Raw genomic sequence first — 23,565 nt, 5'->3', positions numbered from 1 at the left:
TGCATGCCTGTCTCCCCTGAATTCTGGTCGGCCGAACTGGATGTGCCGGTCGATCTGGTCGCCGCCGCCGAAGAGATGCTGGGCGAGGCCGGCCTGGCCGTGTCGTCCTATGAAGTGCCCAGGCCCGGCCTGGCGATGAGCCCGGACTGGCGCGTGCAGGTGCTGTTCGACGCACCGCCGGATCAGAAAGACTGGCGCCGCCGCCTGAAGGATATCGCCGCCGGACTGGGCATCGCCGCCGCCATCCGCTTCGGGCATCTGCCGGCCAATGACTGGGTGCGCCATACCAACAAGCTGAATGCGCCGATCCATGCCGGGCGGTTCTTCCTCTATGGCGCCTATGACGCGGATGCGATTCCGCCGGGCAGTTTGAGCATCCTGCTGGATGCCGGGCTGGCCTTTGGCACCGGGCGCGCGCCCTCCACCTTCGGCTGCCTGCTGGCCATCGCCGATCTCTGCCGCGTGCAGCCGCCGGCGCGCATGCTGGACATGGGCACCGGATCGGGCGTGCTGGCGATGGCTGCGGCGAAAGCCGGCGCCAAGCAGATCGTCGCCGCCGATATCGATCCGGTGGCGGTGGATGTGACGCGCGACAATGTGAAGCTGAACGGGCTCAGCGCCCGTATCGCGGCGCTGACGGCGAGCCGTCCGGAGGATCCGCGGCTGACGACGCGCGGGCCTTACGATCTGGTGGTGGCGAATATCCTGGCCGAGCCGTTGTGCCATATGGCGACGGGCCTGAGCCGGCTGGTGGCCGCAGGCGGCCAGCTGGTGCTCTCCGGCCTGCTGGCCAGGGAAGAGCGCCTGATCGTCGCCCGTTACCGGGCAACGGGTCTTACTCTTGCGCGGCGAATCCCGCGCGAAGGCTGGCACACACTCGTCTTCAAGCGCCGCGCTTAACACGCGGGCGGCCGCCTTCAAGCGCCGCGCCTGATCGCGCGGCGCCGCATCGTCGCCGCTTAGGCGGCGACGACCTGCTTCTGCTTCAGCACCTGGACCTTGGCTTCGCCGGCATTCTCGTTCGACGGCTCGCCACGATACATCTCGCCGGCAACCGCCGCCGGAATATCCGAACGGCTCAGACCCATGTCATGCAGGGTGCGATCGTCCAGGCCGCGCAGTTCGGCTTCGGCGGCAGCACGCTGCCACAGGGCCGAAATCTGCTCCGAGACCGAAGCGATCAGATTGCCGAGCGACTGGCCGACCAGCGCGAGGCGAACGTCTTTCGCCGGCACGCCAAGCGCCAGCAGGTCGGCGCGGCTGAAATCGGACAGGGTGCTGACCGGCTTGGGCGGGCCGAACACGGCCTTCCAGGCCCGCGTCAGGCCAAGCGCGATGATACGGGCGCGGGCGCGACGGGCCTCACGCTCGAGCTGCACATAGTCCGTCAGGCCGAGATACAGATGCGGCAGGCTGTTGATGGTGGTGGGGGTAATCTGTGTAGCGCGCGGGGTTTGCATGGCTATCTCCTTCACGTTGGAAAAGCCGCCCCGGGTGTTCCTCAGCCAGACCTTGCATTCTTAAAGTACGTCAGTGTGGCTGACCCAAATATTGCACTGCGTCATTTACTTTGCAAGTGCAATATTGTTAAATTTTTGAACAAAATCAATTATGTATATTTTTTGATCCGCTGCCTAATATTTCCGCCTGCTGATTAATCAGTCCGAAAAACCAGATTCTGTTGCAGCTATGCATCAGTGGAATGACGGCAGACAATAAAAAGGCGCGGCCGAAGCCGCGCCTTTTGCCTGATCGATACCGGGTCGCGTCATCCCCACGGGGGGGGGAGGAGGACTTCGGGGACGGACTGCGCCCCGGCTCGATCAGAAAACGTTGAAAACCTTAGGCGGCTTCGCGCGGCACCAGGCGGGTCACGGTCGCGGTGTTTTCGTTCACCGCGGCGACCAGCGGGCGCTCGATCAGACCGGCCACGGCGGCCGGAATCTGCGAGCGGTTGAGGCCGATGTCACGCAGCATGGCGTCGTCGAGGCCGTTCAGCTCGTGCATCGCGCGCTGCTGGGCCAGATGGGCCTTCACGCGGCTGCTGGTGCCCTTCAGGGCGGTCCAGGCACGATAAACGAGGTCGGCAATGGCTTCGGCGCGAATACGACGCGCGTAAGCTTCAACCTCGGCCTGAGTCAGCGGGCTCAGGTTAGCGGGATAGCCGAAAGCGGTCTGGTTGCGCAGGGTGGTCATGGTAGTCTCTCCGTTCTGGTGGTCCGGGCAGTCATTGCATCGCGGCCACGTCGAGAATATTGCACTGCATCCTTTAAAAATCAATGACTTAGCTATGTATTGTTTGCCTACGCAGTATTGCAGAAAACGCATAGCTCGATCTGGACTCCGGGCCCGGAGGGCTCCATAATTCCAATGACACAGCAACGGGTTAGACCATGACGCTGCACCAGCCTGCCCCGCTTTCCACCCTCCTCGCGGGCCTGCCCGAATCACTGGCCGGCTGGCTGCGCGGCATCGCCGCCGCCCCGGTCGTCTTCGGCGGCTTTCCCGGTCTGACCCTGCTGCCGGCCGATGCCGCCCTGCCCCGCGACAAGGCCGCCGGCCTGGTGGCCGAACTGGCCGCGCGCTATGCCGCCGCAATCGAGGACCGCGCCGCCGTGGCCGCACGCCTGGCCAGCTTACGCGCCGAACTGGCCCACCGAGGCCTCGCCGGCCTGATCGTGCCGCTGACCGACGAATACCAGAGCGAATATGTGCCGCTGCGCGCCCGGCGCCTGAGCTGGCTCAGCGGATTCACCGGTTCGGCCGGCCTGGCCATCGTGCTGACCGACAAAGCCGCCGTCTGGAGCGATGGTCGCTACACCCTGCAGCTGGCTGCCCAAGTGGATGGCGCGCTGTTCGAGCGCCTGCATGTCACCGACGAGCCCGCCAGCGCCTGGCTGAAGGCCAACCTGAAGGCCGGCGACAAGCTGGCCTATGATCCCTGGCTGCATACCGAAGGCAGCGTGAAGGGCTTTGCCGCCGCCTGCGAGGCCATTGGCGCCGCGCTGGTGCCGGCCGAGAGCAATCCCATCGATACGGTCTGGACCGACCAGCCGCCGCCGCCGCTGGGTCCCGTCCGCGTGCAGGACCTGACGCTGGCCGGCCGCAGCCCGCAGGACAAGCGCAGCGAGATCGCCGCCGGCGTGAAACAGCGCAAGGCCGATGCCGTGGTGCTGACCCTGCCGGAATCGATTGCCTGGCTGCTCAATATCCGTGGCAGCGATGTGCCGCATACGCCCCTTCCGCTTTCCATGGCGATCCTGCACAACGATGGCACCGTCGATCTTTATATCGACAGCCGCAAGCTGGATGGCGACGTGCGCAAACACCTGGGCGATGTGCGGCTGCATGATGCCTCGGCCTTTGCGCCGGCGCTGACCGCGCTGGGCGAAGCCCGCAAGACCGTGCAGGTCGATCCGGCCACCAGTGGCAGTTATGTGCTGCAGCGCCTGGAAACCGCCGGCGCGACGCTGCTGCGTGCCGACGATCCCTGCCTGCTGCCGAAAGCCTGCAAGACCGACGCCGAGCTGGAGGGCACCCGGGCCGCCCATCGCCGCGACGGCGCCGCGGTGAGCAAGTTCCTCGCCTGGCTGGATGCGGAATCGATGAAGGGCGAGCTCGATGAACTGAAGGCCGCCGACAAGCTGCAGAGCTTCCGCCGCCTGTCGAACGAGCTGCGCGACCTCTCTTTCTCCACCATTTCGGGCGCCGGCCCGAATGGCGCCATCGTGCATTACCGGGTGACGGCGGCGACCAACAAACCGTTCGTACGCAACAGCCTCTACCTGGTCGATTCCGGCGGCCAGTATCCCGACGGCACCACCGACATCACCCGCACGGTGGCGGTGGGCGAACCAACCGAAGAGATGCGCGACCGCTTCACCCGCGTGCTGCGCGGCCATATCGCACTGGCGACCGCGAAATTCCCCGATGGCACTTCGGGCCAGCAGCTGGATGCGCTGGCGCGCAAGCCGCTGTGGGAGATCGGGCTGGATTACGACCATGGCACCGGCCATGGCGTCGGCAGCTATCTCTCGGTGCATGAAGGTCCGCAGCGCATCGCCAAGCTTGGCACTGCCGTGCCTCTCCAGCCAGGGATGATCGTCTCCAACGAGCCGGGCTATTACAAGACCGGCGCCTATGGCATCCGCATCGAGAACCTGGTCGCCGTGCGCGTGGAGACCGAGAAGGCCGAGAACGGCAAGCGCTGGCTCGGCTTCGAGACCCTGACGCGCGCCCCGCTGGACCGCCGCCTGATCCTGCTCGATCTGCTGACGCCGGCCGAGGTCGGCTGGATCGATGCCTATCACGCCCTGGTCTGGCAGGAGATCGCGCCGCTGGTGGACGATGCCACGCGCGCCTGGATGAAGCAGGCGACGGCGCCGTTAGGCGCGTAAAAAACAGATGGGCCGTTAGGCGCATAAAAACGATAACCGGGAGAGAAACACGATGCTGGATGCACGGATCAAGGCGGCGCTGGAACTGGTGACCACCGCAACGCTCACCACGGTGCTGCTGAAAAAGGGCCTGCGCAATGTCTGGCTGCGTGGCGCCAAGCCGCTCACGCCGCAAAGCAAGCGCATTGTCGGCGAGGCCTTTACGCTGCGCTTCGTGCCGGCGCGCGAGGATCTGGCGACGCCGGCCAGCTGGGCCTCGTCGCGCTCGACCCGCGGCGCCATCGAGGACATGCCGGAGGGCTGCATTGCCGTGGTGGATGCCATGGGCATCACCGATGCCGGCATCTTCGGCGACATCCTCTGCGCCAGAATGCAGAAGCGTGGTGTGGCTGCATTGGTGACCGACGGCGTGGTGCGCGATGCCGCCGGCGTGATTGGCACCGGCCTGCCTGTCTGGTGCGACGGTGTCGCCGCACCGCCGTCCGTGGCCGGCCTGACCTTTGTGAACTGGCAGGAACCGATCGGCTGCGGCGGCGTCGCCGTCTATCCCGGCGATGTGATCGTGCTGGATGCCGATGGCGCCGTGCTGATCCCGCAGGCGCTGGTCACCGAGGTGACGGCGGAATCGGTGGAGCAAGAGAAACTTGAGACATGGATCATGGGCGAAGTCGACAAGGGCCTCGCCCTGCCCGGCCTCTATCCGCCCAATGCCGAAACCAAGGCGCGCTACGAAGCCGACATGAAGAAGGGCTAGAGCCGCCGCAGCCAGGCCGGCCCGCGCTGGCGCCGGAAACCGGCACGGTCGCTCAGCGTCGAGCAGGCTTCGTGATAGCCCGGCTCAAGCCGGCCGGCGCGGATGCTCCAGCGCGACAGCGCATCGGTCAGGCTGGGAGCTTCGGCTTCTGCTGTGGCGCGGATGGCGATGCCGGCGCAGGCGGCGGCGTCGCTGTCGGCGGCATGATGGACCAGCTCCAGCCCCAGATGCCCGGCCACGGTCGGCAGCTTGTGATTCTCCAGCTGCGGCCAGGCGGCGCGCGCGATCTTCACCGTGCAGAGATAGGACAGCGTCGGCTGCGCCAGGCCGTAATGCCGGAGCGCGCCGCGCAGCACGCCGATATCGAAGGGCGCGTTATGGGCCAGCAGCAGCGGCGTGGCTTCCAGATGCGGCAGCAGTTCGTCCCAGATGGCGGGGAATTCCGGCTCGTCTTCCACCTGATGCGGCTCGATGCCATGGATGGCGACATGCCAGGGATTGAAGCGCATGTCATGGGGCCGCACCAGGCGATGCGCCGTATGGCTCACCTGCCCTTCGCTGATCCAGGCCAGGCCGATGGAACAGATGCTGCCGGCCGATGCGTTGGCCGTCTCGAAATCCAGCGCGATAGCACTGGCGCCTGCGGTGTCGGCAAGCGGTGGAATCTGCCGCTGTTGCAGCATCGGCTCAGCCGCCGATCAGGTTGAGCCAGTCGTCTTCGCTCAAGACGGCGACGCCATGCTTCTGCGCCTCGGCCAGCTTGCTGCCGGCGCCCGGCCCGGCCACCAGATAGTCGGTCTTCTTCGAGACCGAACCGGCGACCTTGGCGCCGAGCGCCAGCGCCCGCGCCTTGGCTTCGTCGCGGGTGAATTTTTCGAGCGAGCCGGTAAACACCACCGTCTTGCCGGCCACGGCGGAATCCGTCGCCGGTTTCTCGGGCGGCACCACCTCGGTCAGTTCCTGCAGCAGGTGATCGATCACCTGCCGGCTCTGCTTGCGGGTGGCAAAGGCAAGGATGGCCTCGGCCACCACATCGCCCATCTTGTCGATGCTGTTGAGGTCGCTCCAGGCTTCGCCATGGCGATCCTGCGCGGCGTCCATAGCCTCCAGCCATTTCTGCGGTGTTTCGTAATGCATGGCCACCAGACGGGCGCGTTCCTGACCGACATGACGGATGCCGAGCGCAAACAGGAAACGGTCAAACCCGATGATGCGGCGCTGGTCGATCGACCGTATCAGGTTATCGACCGAGGTATCGCCATAACCTTCCTTCTTGCGCAACTCGGCGGCGTGCTTCTTCGGCAACCTGAAAATATCGGACGGTTCCTTGACCCAGCCCCATTCATAGAAGGCGGCGATCTGCTTTTCGCCGATGCCTTCGATATCGAAGGCATTGCGCGAGACGAAATGGCGCAGGCCTTCCGTCGCCTGGGCCGGGCAGCTGATGCCGCCGGTGCAGCGGCGGCGCACATCCTCGGCGCCGGCGGCATCGACTTCGCGTTCGGCCGGCTGCTTGCAGACGGGACAGATTTTGGGGAAATCGAATTCCTTTGCGCCCTTCGGGCGTTTCTCCAGCACAACGCTGACGACCTGCGGGATGACGTCGCCGGCACGCTGGATAATCACCGTGTCGCCGACGCGCACATCCTTGCGCTGGATTTCGTCCTCGTTATGCAACGTGGCATTCGAGACCAGAACGCCGCCGACATTCACCGGCTTCAGCTTGGCCACCGGGGTGAGCGTGCCGGTGCGGCCGACCTGGATGTCGATATTTTCCAGAATCGTCTGCGCCTGCTCGGCGGGGAATTTATGGGCGATGGCCCAACGCGGGCTACGGCTGACAAAGCCGAGCCGCTCCTGCCAGTCGAGGCGGTCTACCTTGTAGACCACGCCATCGATATCGAAGGCGAGTTTGGCACGCCTCGCCGCGATGTCGTTGTAATAGGCCATCAGGTCGGCAACGCTGTGACAGGCCACGACATGGGGATTGAGCGTGAAGCCCCAGCCGTCGAGCTTCTTGCGCACATCGCCGAGCGTCCCGGTGAAGGGCTCGGAGACCTCGCCCCAGGAATAGCCGAAGAAACGCAGCGGGCGTTTTTCCGTGATTTTCGGATCGAGCTGGCGCAGAGAGCCGGCGGCGGCATTGCGCGGATTGGCGAAGATCTTCTGGCCCGCCGCTTCCTGAGCTTCGTTCAGCTTCAGAAAATCGGTGCGCGTCATATAGACCTCGCCGCGTACCTCCAGCACATCGGGCCAGCCCTTGCCACTCAGCTTATGCGGCACGTCCTGCTTCAGCGTACGGATATTGGCGGTGATATCCTCGCCTTCCTGGCCATCGCCGCGGGTGGCGGCGCGTACCAGTTCGCCACCCTCGTAACGCAGGGACGCGGAAAGGCCGTCGATCTTGGGTTCGGCGATCAGGGTGAGATCGTCGCCCTCTTTCAGGTTGAGGAAGCGGCGGATGCGGCCGAGGAAATCGGCGACATCCTCTTCGGCAAAGGCATTGTCGAGCGACAGCATCGGTTTGCTGTGCCGCACCTTGGCAAACCCCGCTGCCGGCGCCGCGCCGACGCGACTGGAGACGCCCAGCATGGTCTTCAGATCGGGGAACTGCGCCTCGATCTCCAGCAGGCGCTTTTTCAGCGCGTCGTATTCGGCATCGGTGATGCTGGGCGCATCCTGCTGGTGGTAGCGCGTGTCATGGGCGGCGATCTCTTCTTCCAGCCGGGCGTGTTCCAGCTTGGCCTGACGCGGGCTGAGGTCCGTCACAGGCTTTTCGCGCTGCCGACTCATGCTTAGGCGTCCTGGCCGGCCAGCAGACTGTCGGCAGCGGCGCGGGCCGCATCGGTGATGGTGGCGCCGGCCAGCATGCGGGCGATTTCCTCGCGGCGGTCGCCGGCATTGAGCGGCGCCACTTCGGTGAGCGTGGTGCGGTTCTTGGCATTGCCGGCCTCGCGCTTGGCGATACGCCAGTGCTGGTCGCCCCGCGCCGCTACCTGTGGCGAATGGGTGACGACGAGCACCTGCACCTTTTCCGCCAGCATGGCCAGCCGCTGGCCTACGGCGGCAGCCGTGGCGCCGCCGACACCGCGATCGACCTCGTCGAAGATCAGCGTGCCGGCCGAGCCGCGACCGGCAAGCACGACGCGCAACGCCAGCATGAAACGGCTGAGTTCGCCGCCCGATGCGATCTTGGCCAGCGAGCCCGGCGCGGTGCCGGGATTGGTGGCGGCCAGGAACTGCACGCGGTCGGCGCCCTCCGGGCTCCAGTGTTCAGGCGGCAGGGCTTCGACCGCGATGGAGAATTTCGCCGCGCCGAGTTTGAGCGGGCTGAGTTCCGCCGCCACGGCCTTGTCGAGTTTGGTGGCCGCCTTGCGCCGCGCCGCCGAGATCGCCTCGGCTTTCGTCTGGTAGGCGGCCTTCGCCGCCGTGGCGGCTTTTTCCAGCTTGCCCAGCGAAGCGGCGGTATTGTCGATCAGGTTCAGCCGCTCGACATACTGTTCGGTCAGCGCCGGCAGCGCATCGACGGCGACATTATGCTTGCGCGCGGCGGCGCGCAGCGCGAACAGCCGCTCTTCCACGCGCTCCAGCTTCTGCGGATCAAGGTCGAGGTCGCGCGCGGTCTGGTCCAGCAGCGCGGCCAGCTCGCCGGCCTGCACCAGAACCTGGTCGGCCAGCGTCACCACCGGATCGAGCTTGCCCGCCGCCTTGTCGGCGACGCGCTCCAGCGCACGCAGGCAGGCGCGCAGGCGGGCATCGACGCCACCGCCCTGTTCTAATGCGCTTTGCGCTTCCTGCATTGCCACCGCGAGCTTCTCGCCCGACTGCATCAGGCTGCGCTGGGCCGCCAGTTCGGCATCCTCGCCCGGCTGTGGCTTCAGGCCTTCCAGCTCGGCCACCACGTGACGCAGGAAATCTTCCTCGCGGCGTGCCTGCTCGGCGGTCTGGCGCGCCGTCGCCAGCGCGGCCTCGGCTTCGCGCATGGCCTGATGCGCCTCGCGCAGGCCGGCCACGTCCTTTTCCAGCCCGGCATAGTCATCCAGCAGGGCGCGATGGATGGTGACATCGGTCAGGCCCTGCTCGTCATTCTGGCCGTGGATTTCCACCAGCGTGTCGCCGATGCGGCGCAGCAGCGCGACGCTGACCGCCTGGTCGTTGACGAAGGCGCGGCTCTTGCCGTCCTGGCCGACCACGCGGCGCAGCACCAGCTCCTCGGCGCCTTCCAGCGCCTGTTCCGAGAGGATGCCATGCACAGGATGTTTCGCCGGCAGGTCGAAGCTGGCCGTCACCACGCCCTGGGCGGCGCCGCTGCGCACCAGTGCCGCATCGGCGCGGCGGCCGAGCGCCAGCCCCAGCGCATCGAGCAGGATCGACTTGCCGGCACCGGTTTCGCCGGTGAGCACGCCAAGCCCGGACTCGCAGGCGAGATCAAGTTTCTCGATCAGGACAATGTCGCGGACGCCGAGACTGGTCAGCATGAATGAGCCCGCGGTTAAGTCAGAAAATATTCCACCAGGACTTCTTGTCCGCGGTCTTGGTGGTGCCCGGGACAGCCTCGCCGGTCACCAGCGTATAGGTGTCGACATACCATTCGCTGCCCGGATAGTTGTAGCCGAGCACGGCGGCGACATTCTGCGCTTCCTCGACGATGCCGAGCGACATATAGGCCTCGGCCAGGCGATGCAGCGCTTCCGGCACATGGCTGGTGGTCTGGAATTTCTCGATCACCACCTTGAAGCGGTTGATCGCGGCAATCTGCTGCTTCTGCCGCAGGTAATAGCGGCCGATGGTCATTTCCTTGCCGGCGAGATGGTCGCGGGTCAGATCGATCTTCAGGCGCGCGTCACGGGCGTATTCGCTGGTCGGATAGCGGCGCACCACTTCCTCAAGCGAGGACAACGCCTGCTGGGTGATCTTCTGGTCGCGGCCCACATCGGTGATCTGCTCGTAATAGCTGATGGCCACCAGATAATAGGCGTAGGGCGTCTCGCGGCTGCCCGGATGCAACTGGATGAACCGCTCGGCCGACGAGATCGCTTCGGAATAGTTGTTCTGCTGATAGTAGGCATAGGCCGCCATCAGCTGAGCCTTGTTGGCCCAGACCGAATAGGGATGCTGACGCTCGACCTCGTCAAAACCCTTGGCCGCCGCTTCCCATTCCTGGTTGGCGGTCGCATCCATGGCGATGTTGTAGAGGTCCTCCACCGGCCGCTCGACATAGGGCTTTTCCTTGGCGCCACAGGCGGCAAGGCCCAGCAATAGCAGGGCGGCAGCGGCGTGGCGCGCGACGGCAAACAGCCGCGACGAATCCGGGCGTGGATACATAGGCATGGCGGGATTCTGTCGCATGGCCCCCGGCCAAAATCAAGAACGCCGCCAGCCCCGGCATAGCCCTGATTCGGCCCCCATACCCCGGATGGGGGCCCGGCTGTCGCCGCAACTGACCGGGAGGCCTACGCCTTTCGTACAGCCCTTGCGAGTGGAAATGCCTATGTATTCATTATTGCTGCGCTTTTTCTGATTACACACAACCTATACTTCTGAACGATTTCCACCCGGGCCAAATTCGCCTATTACATGTATCGTTACTCGGTTTCGGACGGTTTCCGCTTGGGTTCAATCCCGCGTCACGAGTAAGTGGCGGTTTTGAGCGGTCAGAATGGTCCTCCGATGGCTGATCCGCAGGCTGACTGGCTGATGCCGGAATTGCCTGCGCTGACCCGCCCGGGTTGAACAGTGAGATGGCCGGGATGATCCGGCCGCGCCATGAGGTGACATCAGATGGGTAAAATCGCAACGCGCGTCGACGAGTATGTGGGTGAACGCATCCGGGCTCGCCGTACCGAACTCGGGCTGACCCAAGAAGAACTGGCAAACTCGCTGAAGATTTCCTACCAGCAGGTCCAGAAATACGAGACGGGCGCCAATCGCGTCAGCGCCGGCCGCCTGTTCGAGGTGGCCCAGCGCCTGCAGGTCGACATGTCCTTCTTCTTCGATGGCCTGGAAGCCCGCCTGGAAAGCAAGCCGATGGAACATGGCGGCAAGAACCGCTCCACCATCGAGCTGGTCCGCAATTTCAGCGATATCGAAGACACCACCATCCGCTCCGCGGTGGCCGGCCTGATCAAGAGCATCGCCAGCCGTTACAAGGATGAGGAAGTCGGCACCGCCGACTGATCCCGCCCGGATCTGGAATTAAAAAAAGCCCCGCAGTGAAAGCTGCGGGGCTTTTTCTTTGTCTGAAGCGCAGGCGGCTTAGAGCGCAGCCTCGGCGGCGATGGCCGGACGCTGGCGCGCGCCGCCCATCTCTGCAGCCGGCATGAGACGGGCGGTCTCGCGGGCCTTGGTATGGGTGGTCCAGGCATAGGCGCTCTGGTCGGCGAACAGCGTCTTGAGCAGTTTGTTGTTCAGGGCATGGCCCGAACGACGGCCTTCGTAGCGGCCGATGATCGGCGCAGCGGCCAGATACAGGTCGCCCAGGGCGTCGAGAATCTTGTGGCGGACGAACTCGTCGTCGTAGCGCAGGCCGTCGTCGTTGAGGATGCGGTCATGGCCGAGGACTACGGCATTCTCCAGCGAACCGCCACGGGCCAGGCCCATGGCGCGCAGCTGTTCCACTTCCTGCACGAAGCCGAAGGTGCGGGCGCGCGCAATATCGGCCTTGAAGCGGCCCGGTTCCAGCTGGAACTCGGCGCTCTGGCGGCCGATCATCTTGTTGGCGAACTCGATCTCGAAATCGATGCTGAAGCCTTCGGCCGGCACCAGCGAGGCGCTGGCGGCGCCATCGCGCACTTCCACGGCCTTGAGAACCTTGAGATAGCGGCGCGGGGCGACCTGCTCGATCACATCGGCGCATTCGATCAGGAAGACGAAGGGCGCGCTTGAGCCGTCCATCACCGGCACTTCCGGACCATCGATGTCGATCAGGACATTGTCGACGCCCAGGCCGGCCAGCGCGGCCATCAGATGCTCGACCGTACCGATCGAGACGCCTTCACCGGCAGCAACCGTGGTGCACATGCGCAGATCGGTGACCTGGTCGAAGCGGGCGCTCACCAGCGGACGGCCCGGCAGATCGACTCGGCGGAACACCACACCCGTGTCGGGCGCAGCCGGATTCAGCACCATATGGACCTTGGCACCGCTGTGCAGGCCGATGCCCGAGCACTTGATGCGGTTCTTCAGCGTCTTCTGGGCAATCTTACCGGTGTTCAGCACACGGGAACTCCTTGAACCAGATCGCGAATCGGACAGATGCGCGCACAAACGAAACCGGGGATGGTTGTAACAACCACCCCCGGGAACAACAAATCACTCTATGTAACCAGATGTAACGCTGCCGGACCTAGTCAAACCATTGATCCGGCAGTGTTTTTCGGCCGCCTAATTGGCCTGTCGGCGCAGGAAAGCGGGGATGTCCAGCAGGTCGTCCTGCTGGCGAGTCGGGGCCGGCCGTTCCGTGGTTGTCAGACCCAGATCGGCCTGCCGCGGCGCCGGCTGAACCGGGGCCTGCGCGACGGCATCCTGCTGCGGCTGCGGCATCGGCGCCACGGGCGCAGCCGGACGGCTGAACTGCGGCTCGGCCTGACGCATGACCGTCTGCGGTTCGGCCTCGGCGCGGCGCGCCGCACCGGTGATGCGATCGAACAGGCTGGCCTTCTTCTTCGGCTCGGCCGGCTTGTTGACCATGTCGGCTTCGGCGAAGGGATCGGGCTGGCGGAGCATCTCCGGCGCACGCGCCGGCATCTGCTGGGCAGCCGGTGGCACGAAGGCCTGGGCTGCCTGGGTTTCGGCCAACTGCGCCGCGAAGGGACGCGCCTGCTGCAACTCCATCGCCGGCGCAGCGGCGACGGCGACAGAGGCATCGGCCAGCGGATGAGCCAGCGGTGCAATCGCCGCGTCCGGCAGCGGCGCCGGCGGCGGCAGTTCGAAGTTCACTTCCGGCCGCACGGCGGGCGCAAGCTCAGGCTCCGGCATCGCCAGGGCGGTGGCACCGGCCGTCATCGGCTGCGGCGCCGCCATGACCGGGGCCTGCATGACGGCAGCCTGCTGAGCCACGACCGGCTGGGTCTGCGGCATTGCAGGCTGCGGCATCGCAGGCTGGGCCGGGCGCGGCATGCCGCCGAAGGCGATCGGCTTGGCCTGCGGCGGCGTCACCAGACGCAGGCTCGGCGAGGTCTGCGGCTGACCGGCCTGCTGGGCCACAACATCGATGCCGGTGGCGACCACGGAAACCCGCATGCGGCCTTCCATATGGGCGTCCAGCGTCGAACCGACGATGATATTGGCTTCCGGATCCACTTCCTCGCGGATGCGGTTGGCGGCTTCGTCAACCTCGAAGAGCGTCAGGTCCGGACCGCCGGTGATATTGATGAGCACGCCGCGGGCGCCCTTCATCGAGATATCGTCCAGCAGCGGGTTGGCGATGGCGCGCTCGGCGGCCTCGATGGCGCGATGCTCGCCCTCGGCCTCGCCGGTGCCCATCATGGCCTTGCCCATCTCGCTCATCACCGAACGGACGTCGGCGAAGTCGAGGTTGATCAGGCCGGGCATCACCATCAGGTCGGTGATGCCGCGCACGCCCGACTGCAGGACGTTGTCGGCCATCTTGAAGGCGTCGGCGAAGGTGGTCTTTTCGTTCGCCACCCGGAACAGGTTCTGGTTCGGGATGATGATGAGCGTGTCGACATACTGCTGCAGCTCGCGGATGCCGGCCTCGGCCAGCTTCATGCGCTGGCTGCCTTCAAACGAGAACGGCTTGGTGACCACGCCCACGGTCAGGATGCCCATTTCCTTGGCAGCCCGGGCGATGACCGGGGCGGCGCCGGTGCCGGTGCCGCCGCCCATGCCCGCGGCCACGAAGGCCATGTGGCTGCCCTGCATGTGCTCGAGGATCTGTTCGATCGATTCTTCCGCCGAGCCGCGGCCGACCTCCGGCCGGGCGCCGCAGCCCAGACCCTGGGTCAGGGCGGTGCCCAGCTGGATGCGCCGATCGGTGAGCGACATGTTCAGCGACTGGGCGTCGGTATTGGCAGCCACGAACTCGACGCCCTCAAGCTGGGCGGCGATCATGTTGTTCACTGCATTGCCGCCGGCACCGCCGACGCCAAAGACGACGATGCGGGGCTTCAGCTCTCGCGTAGTCGGCATGGTCAGATTAATCCCCATGTTCTCCTCCAAGGGTTCAACTGTTGCAATTACCAATGTCACCGCGCGATGCAAGTGACATCGTAAAAACCGCGTGGATGCTGAGTATTTTGATCATCATCTTGGCCACGCGATTCACGGCTCAGAAATTTGTACGCAACCAGCGGCCGATTCGTGACATCGCGCCGTTGGGTGCAGGTTCAGGTTCGGGCAGGCGAATGACTCGTTCAGCCGTCTGCTGCTGTGCGTACGAAAGGAGTCCGGCGCAGGCCGAGAAGGCCGGGCCGCCGGTCGCTTCAGCCAGGCCGCCGACCCGGATCGGGCGGCCCAGACGCACCTGTTTGTCGAGCGTGCGGGCGGCGAGCTCGCGCACGCCCTGCAACTGGCTGGCCCCGCCGGTGAGCACCACACGGCGGCCGGCCAGCTTCTCGAATCCGGACTGCACGAGTCGCTCGCGCACCTGTTCCAGAGTCTCTTCGAGTCGGGGTTTGATGATGCCGGTCAGAATGGAGCGCGGCACCTGGTTATGGGCATGGTCGTCGGTCTCGCCCACCTGGGGGACATCGATGGTCTCGGTGTCATCCGACGGGCTCGGCAGGACCGTGCCATAGAGGGTCTTGAGGCGTTCGGCATGGGCCAGCGGGGTCGACAGGCCGCGGGCGATATCGTTGGTCACGTGGTGGCCGCCCAGCGGCACGACATCCACATGTACCAGCTGGCCGTCGTAGAAGACCGCCAGGCTGGTGGTGCCACCGCCCATGTCGAGCAGGGTGACGCCGAGGTCCATCTCGTCCTCGACCAGGCAGGCCAGGCCGGCCGCAAAGGGCGAGACGATCCGCCCGGCGATGCGCAGATGGCCGCGGGCGACGCAGGTGGACAGGTTGCGCAACGGGCCGGAGCCGGCCGTGATCACATGCATGTTCACGCCGAGCCGTTCGCAGGCCATGCCGCGCGGGTCCTTGATGCCGCGCGAACCGTCGATGGTGTAGCCGACCGGGATCGAATGGACGATCTCGCGGTCGCCGGCATGTTCGTGGCGGCGGCCCTGGTCCAGCACCAGGCCGACATCATGATCGGTGACCTCGTGGCCGTCGATGGCGACTTCGACGCCGACGCTGTGCGACTGCGGATTACCGGCATTGACGCTGACAAAGACGTCGCGGATGGTTTCGCCGCACATGCGCTCGGCAGTTTCCACCGCGGCGCGGATCGACTGTTCGGCGCCGTCCATATCGATCACATTGCCGTTGCGCAGGCCGCGCGACAGCTGATGCCCGATCCCGATGACCCGCAATGCGCCGCCATCGGACCGGGCGATGAAGCAGCAGACCTTGGACGAGCCAATGTCAAGAGCGGCAATCAATCCATTGCGCGATACAGCCATGGTCCTACTTCCCCTCGCATCCAATGCGGTTCGTCATGTGCGCTTTCCGGTCTTCTTATGGGTCGTCACCGGTACCGGCGCATCGGCTTCCGGGTTCATCTGTACGATCAGGCGATCATCGAGACGCAGATCGACCACCTTGATGTCGCGGCGCAACAGCCCGTGGCTGCGCTCCAGATCGATCAGTCGTGCCCATGCAGCGGCAGGGTTGTCTTCCGGCAGCCGCGCGACAACACCGTTGTCGAATTCGATATCCCAGCGGCGATTGCGTACGCGGATGGCGTTCACCACGCGGCTGGCCAGAACCGGCTCGCTCTGCAGCATCTCCAGCAGGTCATGCGCCTTGTCGGAAGCGCCGGCCCCGACCAGCAGGAACAGGTGATGGAAATCGGGCCGGTCGCCCTCCTCCAGCACCTTGCCATCGGTGTCGATCAGGTAGACGCGGCCATCGATCTGCCAGCGGGCAAAGGCCTCGCGCTCGACGATCTCGATATGCAGGGTATCCGGCAGCTGGCGCCAGACGGTGGCCTGCTTCACCCAGCCGAGGGTCTCGACGCGGCGGCGCACGGCGTCCAGATCGAGGCTGAGGATCGGCTCGTCGCGCTCGACGCCAACCGCTTCGGCCAGCGCATTGATCGGCGTGTGCACGCGGCCCTGCAGATTGACCTCGCCCAGCCGCATGTCGATGGTGGCGCCGGCTTCTCCAATGATGTCCTGAGCAGCAAGACGCGCCTGTGCCGGCAGATCGGTCCTGAACCAGACATAACTGCCGCCACCGACCAGGCCAGTCAGCAGCAGAACCGCCAGAGTTTGTTTGATGCGACGCCACAGCACCGACTTGGGCCTGCGCCGCGCCGGCGGCAGCGGCCGGCAATAGCCCTTCGGGCGCGCCGGCGGCAGCATCGGCGCACAAGGGGCGCAGGGGCGATCTTCGGGTAGGACGACTAGCGATCGCATGAGGCGTCCTCCACCATCCAACGCACCAGCTTGCCAAACGTGACCCCGCTATGGGCAGCGATTTCCGGCACCAGCGACAGCGGCGTCATGCCCGGCTGGGTGTTGATTTCCAGCAGATAGAACTTGCCAGTGCCGCCATCGATATCGTCGTAGCGCCAGTCGGAGCGTGTGACGCCGCGGCAGCCCAGCGTCTGGTGCGCCTTCAGCGCCAGCGCGCAGATATAGTCGTAGGTGTCCTGGGGCAGCGGCGCCGGCATCAGATGCGTCGCCTTGCCATCGGTGTATTTCGCTTCGTAATCGTAGAAGCGGCCATGGGCCTTGATCTCGATGGCGCCGAGCACGCGGTCGCCCATCACCGCGATCTGGATTTCGCGGCCGGGAATATACTGTTCGACCAGCACATGCTCGCCGAAATGCCAGGTGGCATCGTCCTGCGGCTGGTAGTTGTCGCCGTTGAAGACGATATGCACGCCGACCGACGAGCCCTCGTTCAGCGGCTTGATCACATAGGGGAACGGCATGACCGGTCCGGCCGTGAAGGCCGAGCGGTGCACCACCTTGCCATCGGCCATCGGCAGGCCGTGATTGCGCCAGACGTCTTTCGCCATCGGCTTGTTCATCGCCAGAGCCGAAGCCAGCACGCCGGAATGGGTATAGGGAATGGCCAGCAGTTCCAGCAGGCCCTGCACGGTGCCGTCCTCGCCGTAAGGGCCGTGCAGCGCGTTGAAGGCCACATCGGGCTTCAACGCCGCCAGCCTGGTGGCCACATCGCGGTCGACATCGACTTCGCTGACCTTGAAGCCCTCTTCATGCAGGGCTTTCGCGACAGCGCGACCAGACGTGAGCGACACTTCGCGCTCCGACGACCAGCCACCCATCAGGACCGCCACATGGTTTTTCATGCGCGGGACTCCTTGCCTATACGCTTGATTTCCCAGCGCAGCTCGATGCCGCTCTGCGCTTTCACTTTTTCCCGCACGGTCTCGCCCAGAGTTTCCAGATCGGCGGCCGTGGCATTGCCGCGGTTGATCAGGAAGTTGCAATGCTGCTCAGAGACCTGCGCATCGCCCACCACCAGGCCACGGCCGCCGGCGGCGTCGATCAGTTGCCAGGCCTTGTGTCCTTCCGGATTGGCAAAGGTGCTGCCGCCGGTGCGCGAACGGATCGGCTGGCTGCCTTCGCGGGCGGCCTGAATCTCGTCCATGCGGGTCTGGATTTCGGCCTTGTCGCCGGCACGGCCTTTCAGACGGGCGGCGGTGAATATCCAGTCGTCCGGCACATCGCAATGGCGATAGCTGAACCCCATCTCGGCGGCCGAAAGGCGATGCAGGTTGCCGTGATCGTCGATGGCCTCGGCCCAGAGCAGCACATCCTTGAACTCTGTGCCGTAGGCGCCGGCATTCATGCGCAGGCCGCCGCCGACCGTGCCGGGGATACCCCGCAGGAATTCCAGGCCGGCGATACCATGCATCTGCGCCGTCTGCGCCACATTGACATCCAGCGCACCGGCACCGGCGGTGATCTCATCGCCTTCGGCTTCGATCTCGACGAAGCCGCGGCCGAGCCGTATCACCACGCCATCGATGCCGCCATCGCGCACCAGCGTGTTGGAACCGACGCCCAGCACGGTGACGGCCACATCCTGCGGCCGGTTCTTCAGGAAGCCGATCAGATCGTCGCGGTCGGCGGGACGGAACATCACTTCCGCCGGGCCGCCGACGCGGAACCAGGTGATATCGGCCAGCGACGCAGCCGCCGACAGCCGACCGCGCACGGCCGGCAGCCGGGCGATCAGGTCGTCGTGACGGATCTGCGCTGCAGCCATCATGCCGCCCCCTTGTCGTAGAGGGCCTGCAGCTCGCCGGGCAGCGCATTGGCCCAGCTGGTGATATTGCCCGCACCCAGGCAGACCACGAGGTCGCCAGCGGAAGCCTCCTGCTTCGCCAGTTCGGCCAGCTGCTCGGGCGACTGCAGCGCCAGCACGCGGCGATGGCCACGGTTGCGCAGGCCTTCGACCAGGGCGTCACGGCTGACGCCGTCGATCGGCGCTTCGCCAGCGGCATAGACATCGGCGACGATCACCGTGTCGGCGTCGTTGAAGCAGCTGCAGAAATCCTCGAACAGGTCGCGCAGGCGGGTGTAGCGGTGCGGCTGTACAACGGCCACCACCTTGGCCTCGGGGCGTTCGCCGATGGCCAGGCGCGCGGCGGAAAGGACCGCGGAGATTTCTACCGGATGATGGCCGTAATCGTCCACCACGGTGATGCCGCCAGCCTCGCCGGTGATGGTGAAGCGACGCTTGACGCCGCCGAAGCTGCCTAGCGCCTTTTTCACCACCTCGCCGTCGAAGCCCATCTCGCGGGCGATGGCCACCACGACCAGAGAATTCTGGACGTTATGACGGCCGAACATCGGCAGACGGATATCCGAAATGCTGCTGGGATCGCCGCCGCGGTTACGGTCGGTGATCTGCACATCAAAAATGGCACCGCGTGCATCGAAGCGCACATTCAGCGCGCGCACATCGGCCTGCGGCGAGAAACCGTAGGTCACCACGCGGCGGTCGGTGATGCGGCCGATCATCGCCTGCACTTCCGGATGGTCGATGCAGAGCGTGGCGAAGCCGTAGAAGGGAATGCTCTCGACGAACTGCTTGAAGCCGTCGCGCACCTTGTCGAAGGTGCCGTAGTGGTCGAGATGCTCGGGATCGATATTGGTGACCACGGCAATAGTGGCGGGCAGCTTGAGGAAGGTGCCGTCACTCTCGTCGGCCTCCACCACCATCCACTCGCCTGCGCCCAGGCGGGCGTTGGTGCCATAGGCATTGATGATGCCGCCGTTGATGACGGTGGGATCGATGCCGGCGGCTTCCAGCAGGGCAGCGACCAGCGAGGTGGTGGTGGTCTTGCCATGGGTGCCGGCGATGGCGATGGCCCATTTGAGCCGCATCAGTTCGCCCAACATCTCGGCGCGACGCACCACCGGGATCAGGCGCGCGCGGGCCGCCTTCACTTCCGGATTGTCGGCCTTCACGGCGGATGAAATCACCAGCACTTCGGCGGCGGCGACATTCTCTTCGCGATGGCCTTCGAAGACGGTGATACCGAGATCGCGCAGGCGCTTGACGTTATAGTTCGCCGAGATATCCGAGCCCTGCACCTGGTAACCCAGATTGTGCATGACCTCGGCAATGCCCGACATGCCGATGCCGCCAATGCCGACGAAATGGATGATCCCGATATCGAGCGGCAACGCTCTCATGCCGCGGTCCTCTTCATGCTGTGATCTTTACTGGCGTCGGCGGCCTTGACGGCCTGCTGGCGCTGCTCGGTAACAGTGCGCTCGACCAGATCGGCCAGCGCCTGGGCGGCCAGCGGCCGGCCGACGCTGCGCGAGGCCGACGCCATTGCGGCCAGCGTTGCCGGATCGCCAAACAGCTCGACAAAGGCGGCAGCGGCGCGCTCGGCGGTGAATTTGTCCTGCGCGATCACCATGGCACCGCCGGCTTGGGCCAGCGCCTGGGCATTGGCGGTCTGGTGGTCGTCCATAGCATGGGCATACGGCACCAGCAGCGCCGGACGACCGACCACGGCGATCTCGGCGGTGCTGCCGGCGCCCGAGCGGCTGACCACCAGGTGCGCTGTGGCAAGGCGCTTGTCGATATCGGCGAAGAAAGCCGCGGTCTCGGCGGCGATGCCGGCAGCGTCATACGCTGCGCGCACGCCTGCCAGATCTTCCGGCCGGCATTGCTGCTGCAGCTTCAGGCGGCGGCGCAGATCGGCCGGCAGGCTGGCCAAGGCAGCCGGCACCACATCGGACAGCACGCGCGCGCCCTGGCTGCCGCCCATCACCAGGATGCGGATATTCTGCTCTGGCGCATGATAGGGAATATCGGCGGCTGCCAGGATGGCCGGCCGCACCGGATTGCCGGTGACAGTCGCGGCCGCATCTGCGGGCAGGAAATGCGTGGCCGGGAAGGACGTGGCGATGCGGGCGGCAAAGCGCGCCACCAGCCGGTTGACGCGGCCGAGCACGGCATTCTGCTCGTGGATCAGAATGGGAATTTTCTTCAGCTTGGCGGCGAGCAGCAGCGGCAGCGCCGGATAACCACCGAAGCCGACCACGGCGACCGGCCGCGTCAGCGCCAACAGGCTGAAGGCGGCGATGACGCCGCGTGCGATCTCGACCACGCTGAGCAGCTTACCGATCACGGAGCGACCGCTCGGCGTGCCTGCGGGAATGCGATAGAGCGGTAGTTCGGGCAGAGTCTTGCCAAAGCCGGTGCCGCGCGTATCCGTCACCAGGCCCACGCGATGGCCGCGGCGCAGCAATTCGGCGGCCAGCGCCTCGGCCGGGAAGACATGGCCGCCGGTACCGCCGGCCGCAAGCAGGATCGGATTTTCGGCAGCGCTCATCGCACCACCCCGTTATCCGGGCGCCAGCGCGTCAGCGCCAGCAGCATGCCCATCGCAAAAGCGAGCGCCAGCAATGACGAACCGCCATAGGAAATGAATGGCAGGGTCATGCCCTTGGTCGGCAGCAGATGCAGGTTCACGCCGATATTGATCACGGCTTGTAAGCCAAACTGCGTTGTGAGACCCGCAGCCGCCAGCAGCACGAACAGGTTATTCTCGGTCATCAGGCGCGAGAAGCAGCGCAGCACGATGAAGGCGAAGACGCCGACGATGAACAGGCAGGCCAGCAGGCCAAATTCCTCACCGGCAACGGCGAAGATGAAATCGGTATGGGCGTCGGGCAGCACGCTCTTCACGGCGCCCTCACCCGGGCCGCGGCCCCAGATGCCGCCGCTGGAGAAGGCCTCCATGGCGCGTTCGATCTGGTAATTCTCCTTGCCGGCTGGATCGAGGAAGCGATCGATGCGGCTGGCCACATGCGGGAAGATCAGGTAGGCGCCGAAGATGCCGGCCAGACCCATGGCACCGAGGCCGAGCACCAGCACAATCGGAAGTCCGGCGATGAAGAATTGCGCCATCCATACGGCGCAGACCACCACGGCCATGCCGAGATCGGGCTGCAGCAGCAGCACGCCGACGACCAGGCCGCAGAGCGCGGTCGAGATCGCCCAGCCGGGGAAGCCCGTGCCCTTGCGCCATTCGGCGAACAGCCAGGCCGCAACCACGGCGAAGGCCGGCTTGACGAATTCCGACGGCTGGATCGACAGGCCGCCGAAGGAAATCCAGCGATGGGCGCCCTTGACCTCGATACCCATGACAAAGGTGAGGCACATGCCGACCAGGGCGCCGAGGAAGACCACCATGGCGACGCGGCGGATGCCGACCGGATCGAGCAGCGATGTGCCGATCATGATCAGCATGGCCGGCACCAGGAAGACCAGCTGACGCTGCACGAAATGGAAGTTGGTCAGGCCGATGCGGTTGGCCACCGCCGGCGAAGCCGCAAGCGTGAGCACCGTGCCGATGGCAATCAGCACGGCGATGGCGATCAGCAGCCAGCGGTCGACGGTCCACCACCAGCGGCCGAGAATGGAGGTATCGGTGCGCGAAAAGGTCATCATGCCGCGGCCCCCTGTTCGAAACCGCTGCGGGCCTGCACCAGGCGGATGAATTCGTCGCCGCGATGCTCGAAACTCTTGAACTGGTCATAGGATGCACAGGCCGGCGACAGCAGCACCACGGCATCCGTCGCCTTGTCGCGCTTCGCCGCAGCCAGCGCGTCGTCGAGCGCCTTGTCGAGCGTACCGCAGAGCGCATGCGGCACCGCAGATCCCAGCGTGGCGGCAAAGGCCGGCGCCGCCTCGCCGATCAGGCTGGCATGACGGATGCGCGGGAACAGCGGCTTCAGGCCGGTGATGCCGCCTTCCTTGGCCTTGCCGCCGGCGATCCAGTAGATCGCGGCAAAGGAAGACAGCGCCTTCTCGGTGGAATCCGAATTCGTAGCTTTAGAATCGTTGATGCAGGGAATGCCATCGATGCTGCCGACGCGCTGCAGGCGATGTTTCAGGCCGGGGAAGCTGGCGATACCGGCGCGGATGGCATCGGCATCGAGGCCGGCAGCGCGGGCCGCGGCATACGCGCAGGCGATGTTCTGGCCGTTATGGGCACCGGGCAGGTTCAAGAAGTCGAGGGCAAAGACCGGCTTGCCGTTATCGTAGAGCTGCCCGTTCACGGCGCTGACGCCATCGTCCAGCACGCGCTGAATCGAGACCGGCACGATCCGGCGGCCGGACTGCTCGGCAACAAGGCTGGCGTGAATCGCGCGGCAATGTGCGTCATCGATGCCGATCACGGCGGTGTCGCCGGCTTTCTGACCCGCGAAGACGCGCGCCTTGATGGCCGCGTAACGCTCCATGCTGCCATGGCGGTCGAGATGGTCGGGCGTGATGTTGAGCAGGATGGCGATCTGCGCCTGCCAGCCGGGCGTCAGGTCCATCTGGAAGGACGACATTTCCACCACATAGACGCCGTCCTGCGCCGTCTCGAAGCGCGGCAGATCCAGCACCGGCAAGCCGATATTGCCGCCCATCGCGATGCTGCGGCCAGCCGTCTTCAGCACATGTGCCAGCAAGGCCGTGGTGGTCGATTTGCCATTGGTGCCGGTGACGCCATAAACCACCGGATGCAGTTCGCGCAGCAGCAGCTCGATATCGCCGATGACGGCCAGACCGGCGCGCTGCGCTGCGGCGGCCACCTGGTTGGGCACCGGATGGGTCAGCGGCACGCCCGGCGCCAGCGCCAGACCGGCGCAGCCGACCAGCGCGCCTTCATGCAGCTGCATCGGCTGGAAACCGGCGGCGGCGGCGGCGGCCCGCGAGGCTTCGTTGTCGTCCCACAGGCGCACCTCCGCACCGCCGGCAATCAGCGCCCGCGCCGTGGCCAGCCCGCTGCGCGCGAGGCCGAACACTGCCCAGGTCTGCTTTGCCGTATGGGTGAGCGCGATCATATGTG

At 65.6% G+C, this 23,565-nt stretch carries 20 protein-coding genes; 4 read left to right on the top strand and 16 right to left on the bottom strand.

The genetic code is table 11. The features are described 5' to 3' along the window. The first annotated feature begins 3 nt into the window (after nucleotides 1–3). Complete coding sequence (locus AC1ROB_RS10425) at nucleotides 4–900, top strand: 50S ribosomal protein L11 methyltransferase (protein WP_492971245.1); 897 nt, start codon at nucleotides 4–6, stop codon at nucleotides 898–900. Between the two features lie 59 nt (nucleotides 901–959). On the opposite strand, the gene AC1ROB_RS10420 is transcribed toward AC1ROB_RS10425, so the two are convergent. Further along, on the bottom strand, nucleotides 960–1,460 hold the full coding sequence (locus tag AC1ROB_RS10420) for a DUF1127 domain-containing protein (protein WP_492971246.1): 501 nt from the start codon (nucleotides 1,458–1,460) through the stop codon (nucleotides 960–962). Between the two features lie 382 nt (nucleotides 1,461–1,842). After that, nucleotides 1,843–2,196: a DUF1127 domain-containing protein gene (locus AC1ROB_RS10415; RefSeq protein ID WP_492971247.1), complete on the bottom strand. Its 354-nt coding sequence runs from the start codon at nucleotides 2,194–2,196 to the stop codon at nucleotides 1,843–1,845. Between the two features lie 197 nt (nucleotides 2,197–2,393). On the opposite strand from AC1ROB_RS10415, the gene AC1ROB_RS10410 reads away from it, so the two are divergent. Both AC1ROB_RS10410 and AC1ROB_RS10405 read left to right on the top strand, forming a co-directional pair. Beyond that, nucleotides 2,394–4,397, top strand: a complete 2,004-nt coding sequence (locus AC1ROB_RS10410; protein ID WP_492971248.1) for a M24 family metallopeptidase — start codon at nucleotides 2,394–2,396, stop codon at nucleotides 4,395–4,397. Nucleotides 4,398–4,449: 52 nt separating this feature from the next. Continuing rightward, nucleotides 4,450–5,151: a ribonuclease activity regulator RraA gene (locus AC1ROB_RS10405; protein ID WP_492971249.1), complete on the top strand. Its 702-nt coding sequence runs from the start codon at nucleotides 4,450–4,452 to the stop codon at nucleotides 5,149–5,151. On the opposite strand, the gene AC1ROB_RS10400 is transcribed toward AC1ROB_RS10405, so the two are convergent. The 4 genes from AC1ROB_RS10400 to AC1ROB_RS10385 are packed head-to-tail and all read right to left on the bottom strand — an operon-like array spanning nucleotide 5,148 to nucleotide 10,476. Further along, the gene (locus AC1ROB_RS10400; protein WP_492971250.1) at nucleotides 5,148–5,834 is read right to left on the bottom strand and encodes a 3'-5' exonuclease; all 687 of its coding nucleotides are present in this window, start codon (nucleotides 5,832–5,834) and stop codon (nucleotides 5,148–5,150) included. The genes AC1ROB_RS10405 and AC1ROB_RS10400 overlap by 4 nt on opposite strands. A gap of 4 nt (nucleotides 5,835–5,838) precedes the next feature. Beyond that, nucleotides 5,839–7,944: an NAD-dependent DNA ligase LigA gene (gene ligA / locus AC1ROB_RS10395; protein ID WP_492971251.1), complete on the bottom strand. Its 2,106-nt coding sequence runs from the start codon at nucleotides 7,942–7,944 to the stop codon at nucleotides 5,839–5,841. Between the two features lie 2 nt (nucleotides 7,945–7,946). Beyond that, complete coding sequence (gene recN / locus AC1ROB_RS10390; protein WP_492971252.1) at nucleotides 7,947–9,629, bottom strand: DNA repair protein RecN; 1,683 nt, start codon at nucleotides 9,627–9,629, stop codon at nucleotides 7,947–7,949. Between the two features lie 19 nt (nucleotides 9,630–9,648). Further along, entirely contained in the window at nucleotides 9,649–10,476 is an 828-nt protein-coding gene (locus tag AC1ROB_RS10385) for an outer membrane protein assembly factor BamD (RefSeq protein ID WP_492972205.1), read from the bottom strand. A 456-nt stretch (nucleotides 10,477–10,932) separates the two neighbouring features. Between AC1ROB_RS10385 and AC1ROB_RS10380 the strand changes: the two genes are divergently transcribed. Further along, nucleotides 10,933–11,328, top strand: a complete 396-nt coding sequence (locus tag AC1ROB_RS10380) for a helix-turn-helix domain-containing protein (protein WP_492971253.1) — start codon at nucleotides 10,933–10,935, stop codon at nucleotides 11,326–11,328. A gap of 78 nt (nucleotides 11,329–11,406) precedes the next feature. Here AC1ROB_RS10380 and lpxC read toward each other — a convergent pair whose 3' ends face one another. The 10 genes from lpxC to murD all read right to left on the bottom strand — a co-directional run bounded on the left by lpxC (nucleotide 11,407) and on the right by murD (nucleotide 23,560). After that, the gene (lpxC, locus tag AC1ROB_RS10375) at nucleotides 11,407–12,369 is read right to left on the bottom strand and encodes a UDP-3-O-acyl-N-acetylglucosamine deacetylase (RefSeq protein WP_492971254.1); all 963 of its coding nucleotides are present in this window, start codon (nucleotides 12,367–12,369) and stop codon (nucleotides 11,407–11,409) included. Between the two features lie 165 nt (nucleotides 12,370–12,534). Then, nucleotides 12,535–14,319 carry a cell division protein FtsZ gene (ftsZ, locus tag AC1ROB_RS10370; protein ID WP_492971255.1) on the bottom strand — a complete coding sequence of 595 codons (1,785 nt, stop codon included), beginning with the start codon at nucleotides 14,317–14,319 and terminating at the stop codon, nucleotides 12,535–12,537. 121 nt (nucleotides 14,320–14,440) lie between these two features. Beyond that, complete coding sequence (ftsA, locus tag AC1ROB_RS10365; protein ID WP_492971256.1) at nucleotides 14,441–15,682, bottom strand: cell division protein FtsA; 1,242 nt, start codon at nucleotides 15,680–15,682, stop codon at nucleotides 14,441–14,443. 33 nt (nucleotides 15,683–15,715) lie between these two features. Next, the gene (locus AC1ROB_RS10360) at nucleotides 15,716–16,639 is read right to left on the bottom strand and encodes a cell division protein FtsQ/DivIB (RefSeq protein WP_492971257.1); all 924 of its coding nucleotides are present in this window, start codon (nucleotides 16,637–16,639) and stop codon (nucleotides 15,716–15,718) included. Then, entirely contained in the window at nucleotides 16,627–17,541 is a 915-nt protein-coding gene (locus tag AC1ROB_RS10355) for a D-alanine--D-alanine ligase (RefSeq protein ID WP_492971258.1), read from the bottom strand. The genes AC1ROB_RS10360 and AC1ROB_RS10355 overlap by 13 nt, the downstream gene beginning before the upstream one ends. Further along, nucleotides 17,538–18,464 carry a UDP-N-acetylmuramate dehydrogenase gene (gene murB, locus AC1ROB_RS10350; RefSeq protein WP_492972206.1) on the bottom strand — a complete coding sequence of 309 codons (927 nt, stop codon included), beginning with the start codon at nucleotides 18,462–18,464 and terminating at the stop codon, nucleotides 17,538–17,540. The genes AC1ROB_RS10355 and murB overlap by 4 nt, the downstream gene beginning before the upstream one ends. After that, on the bottom strand, nucleotides 18,464–19,900 hold the full coding sequence (gene murC / locus AC1ROB_RS10345) for a UDP-N-acetylmuramate--L-alanine ligase (RefSeq protein ID WP_492971259.1): 1,437 nt from the start codon (nucleotides 19,898–19,900) through the stop codon (nucleotides 18,464–18,466). Before murC ends, murB begins: the two co-directional genes overlap by 1 nt. Continuing rightward, a complete protein-coding gene (murG, locus tag AC1ROB_RS10340) occupies nucleotides 19,897–21,054 on the bottom strand; it encodes an undecaprenyldiphospho-muramoylpentapeptide beta-N-acetylglucosaminyltransferase (protein WP_492971260.1) in 1,158 nt (385 codons plus the stop codon). Before murG ends, murC begins: the two co-directional genes overlap by 4 nt. Beyond that, nucleotides 21,051–22,175 (bottom strand): putative lipid II flippase FtsW, encoded by a 1,125-nt coding sequence (gene ftsW, locus AC1ROB_RS10335; RefSeq protein ID WP_492971261.1) that lies wholly within the window; start codon nucleotides 22,173–22,175, stop codon nucleotides 21,051–21,053. Before ftsW ends, murG begins: the two co-directional genes overlap by 4 nt. Continuing rightward, on the bottom strand, nucleotides 22,172–23,560 hold the full coding sequence (gene murD, locus AC1ROB_RS10330) for a UDP-N-acetylmuramoyl-L-alanine--D-glutamate ligase (RefSeq protein WP_492971262.1): 1,389 nt from the start codon (nucleotides 23,558–23,560) through the stop codon (nucleotides 22,172–22,174). The genes ftsW and murD overlap by 4 nt, the downstream gene beginning before the upstream one ends. Nucleotides 23,561–23,565 lie beyond the last annotated feature (5 nt).

It is taken from the genome of Ferrovibrio sp. GW821-FHT12F09 (genome assembly GCF_058806775.1).
This window is presented reverse-complemented; position numbering and strand designations above follow the sequence as displayed.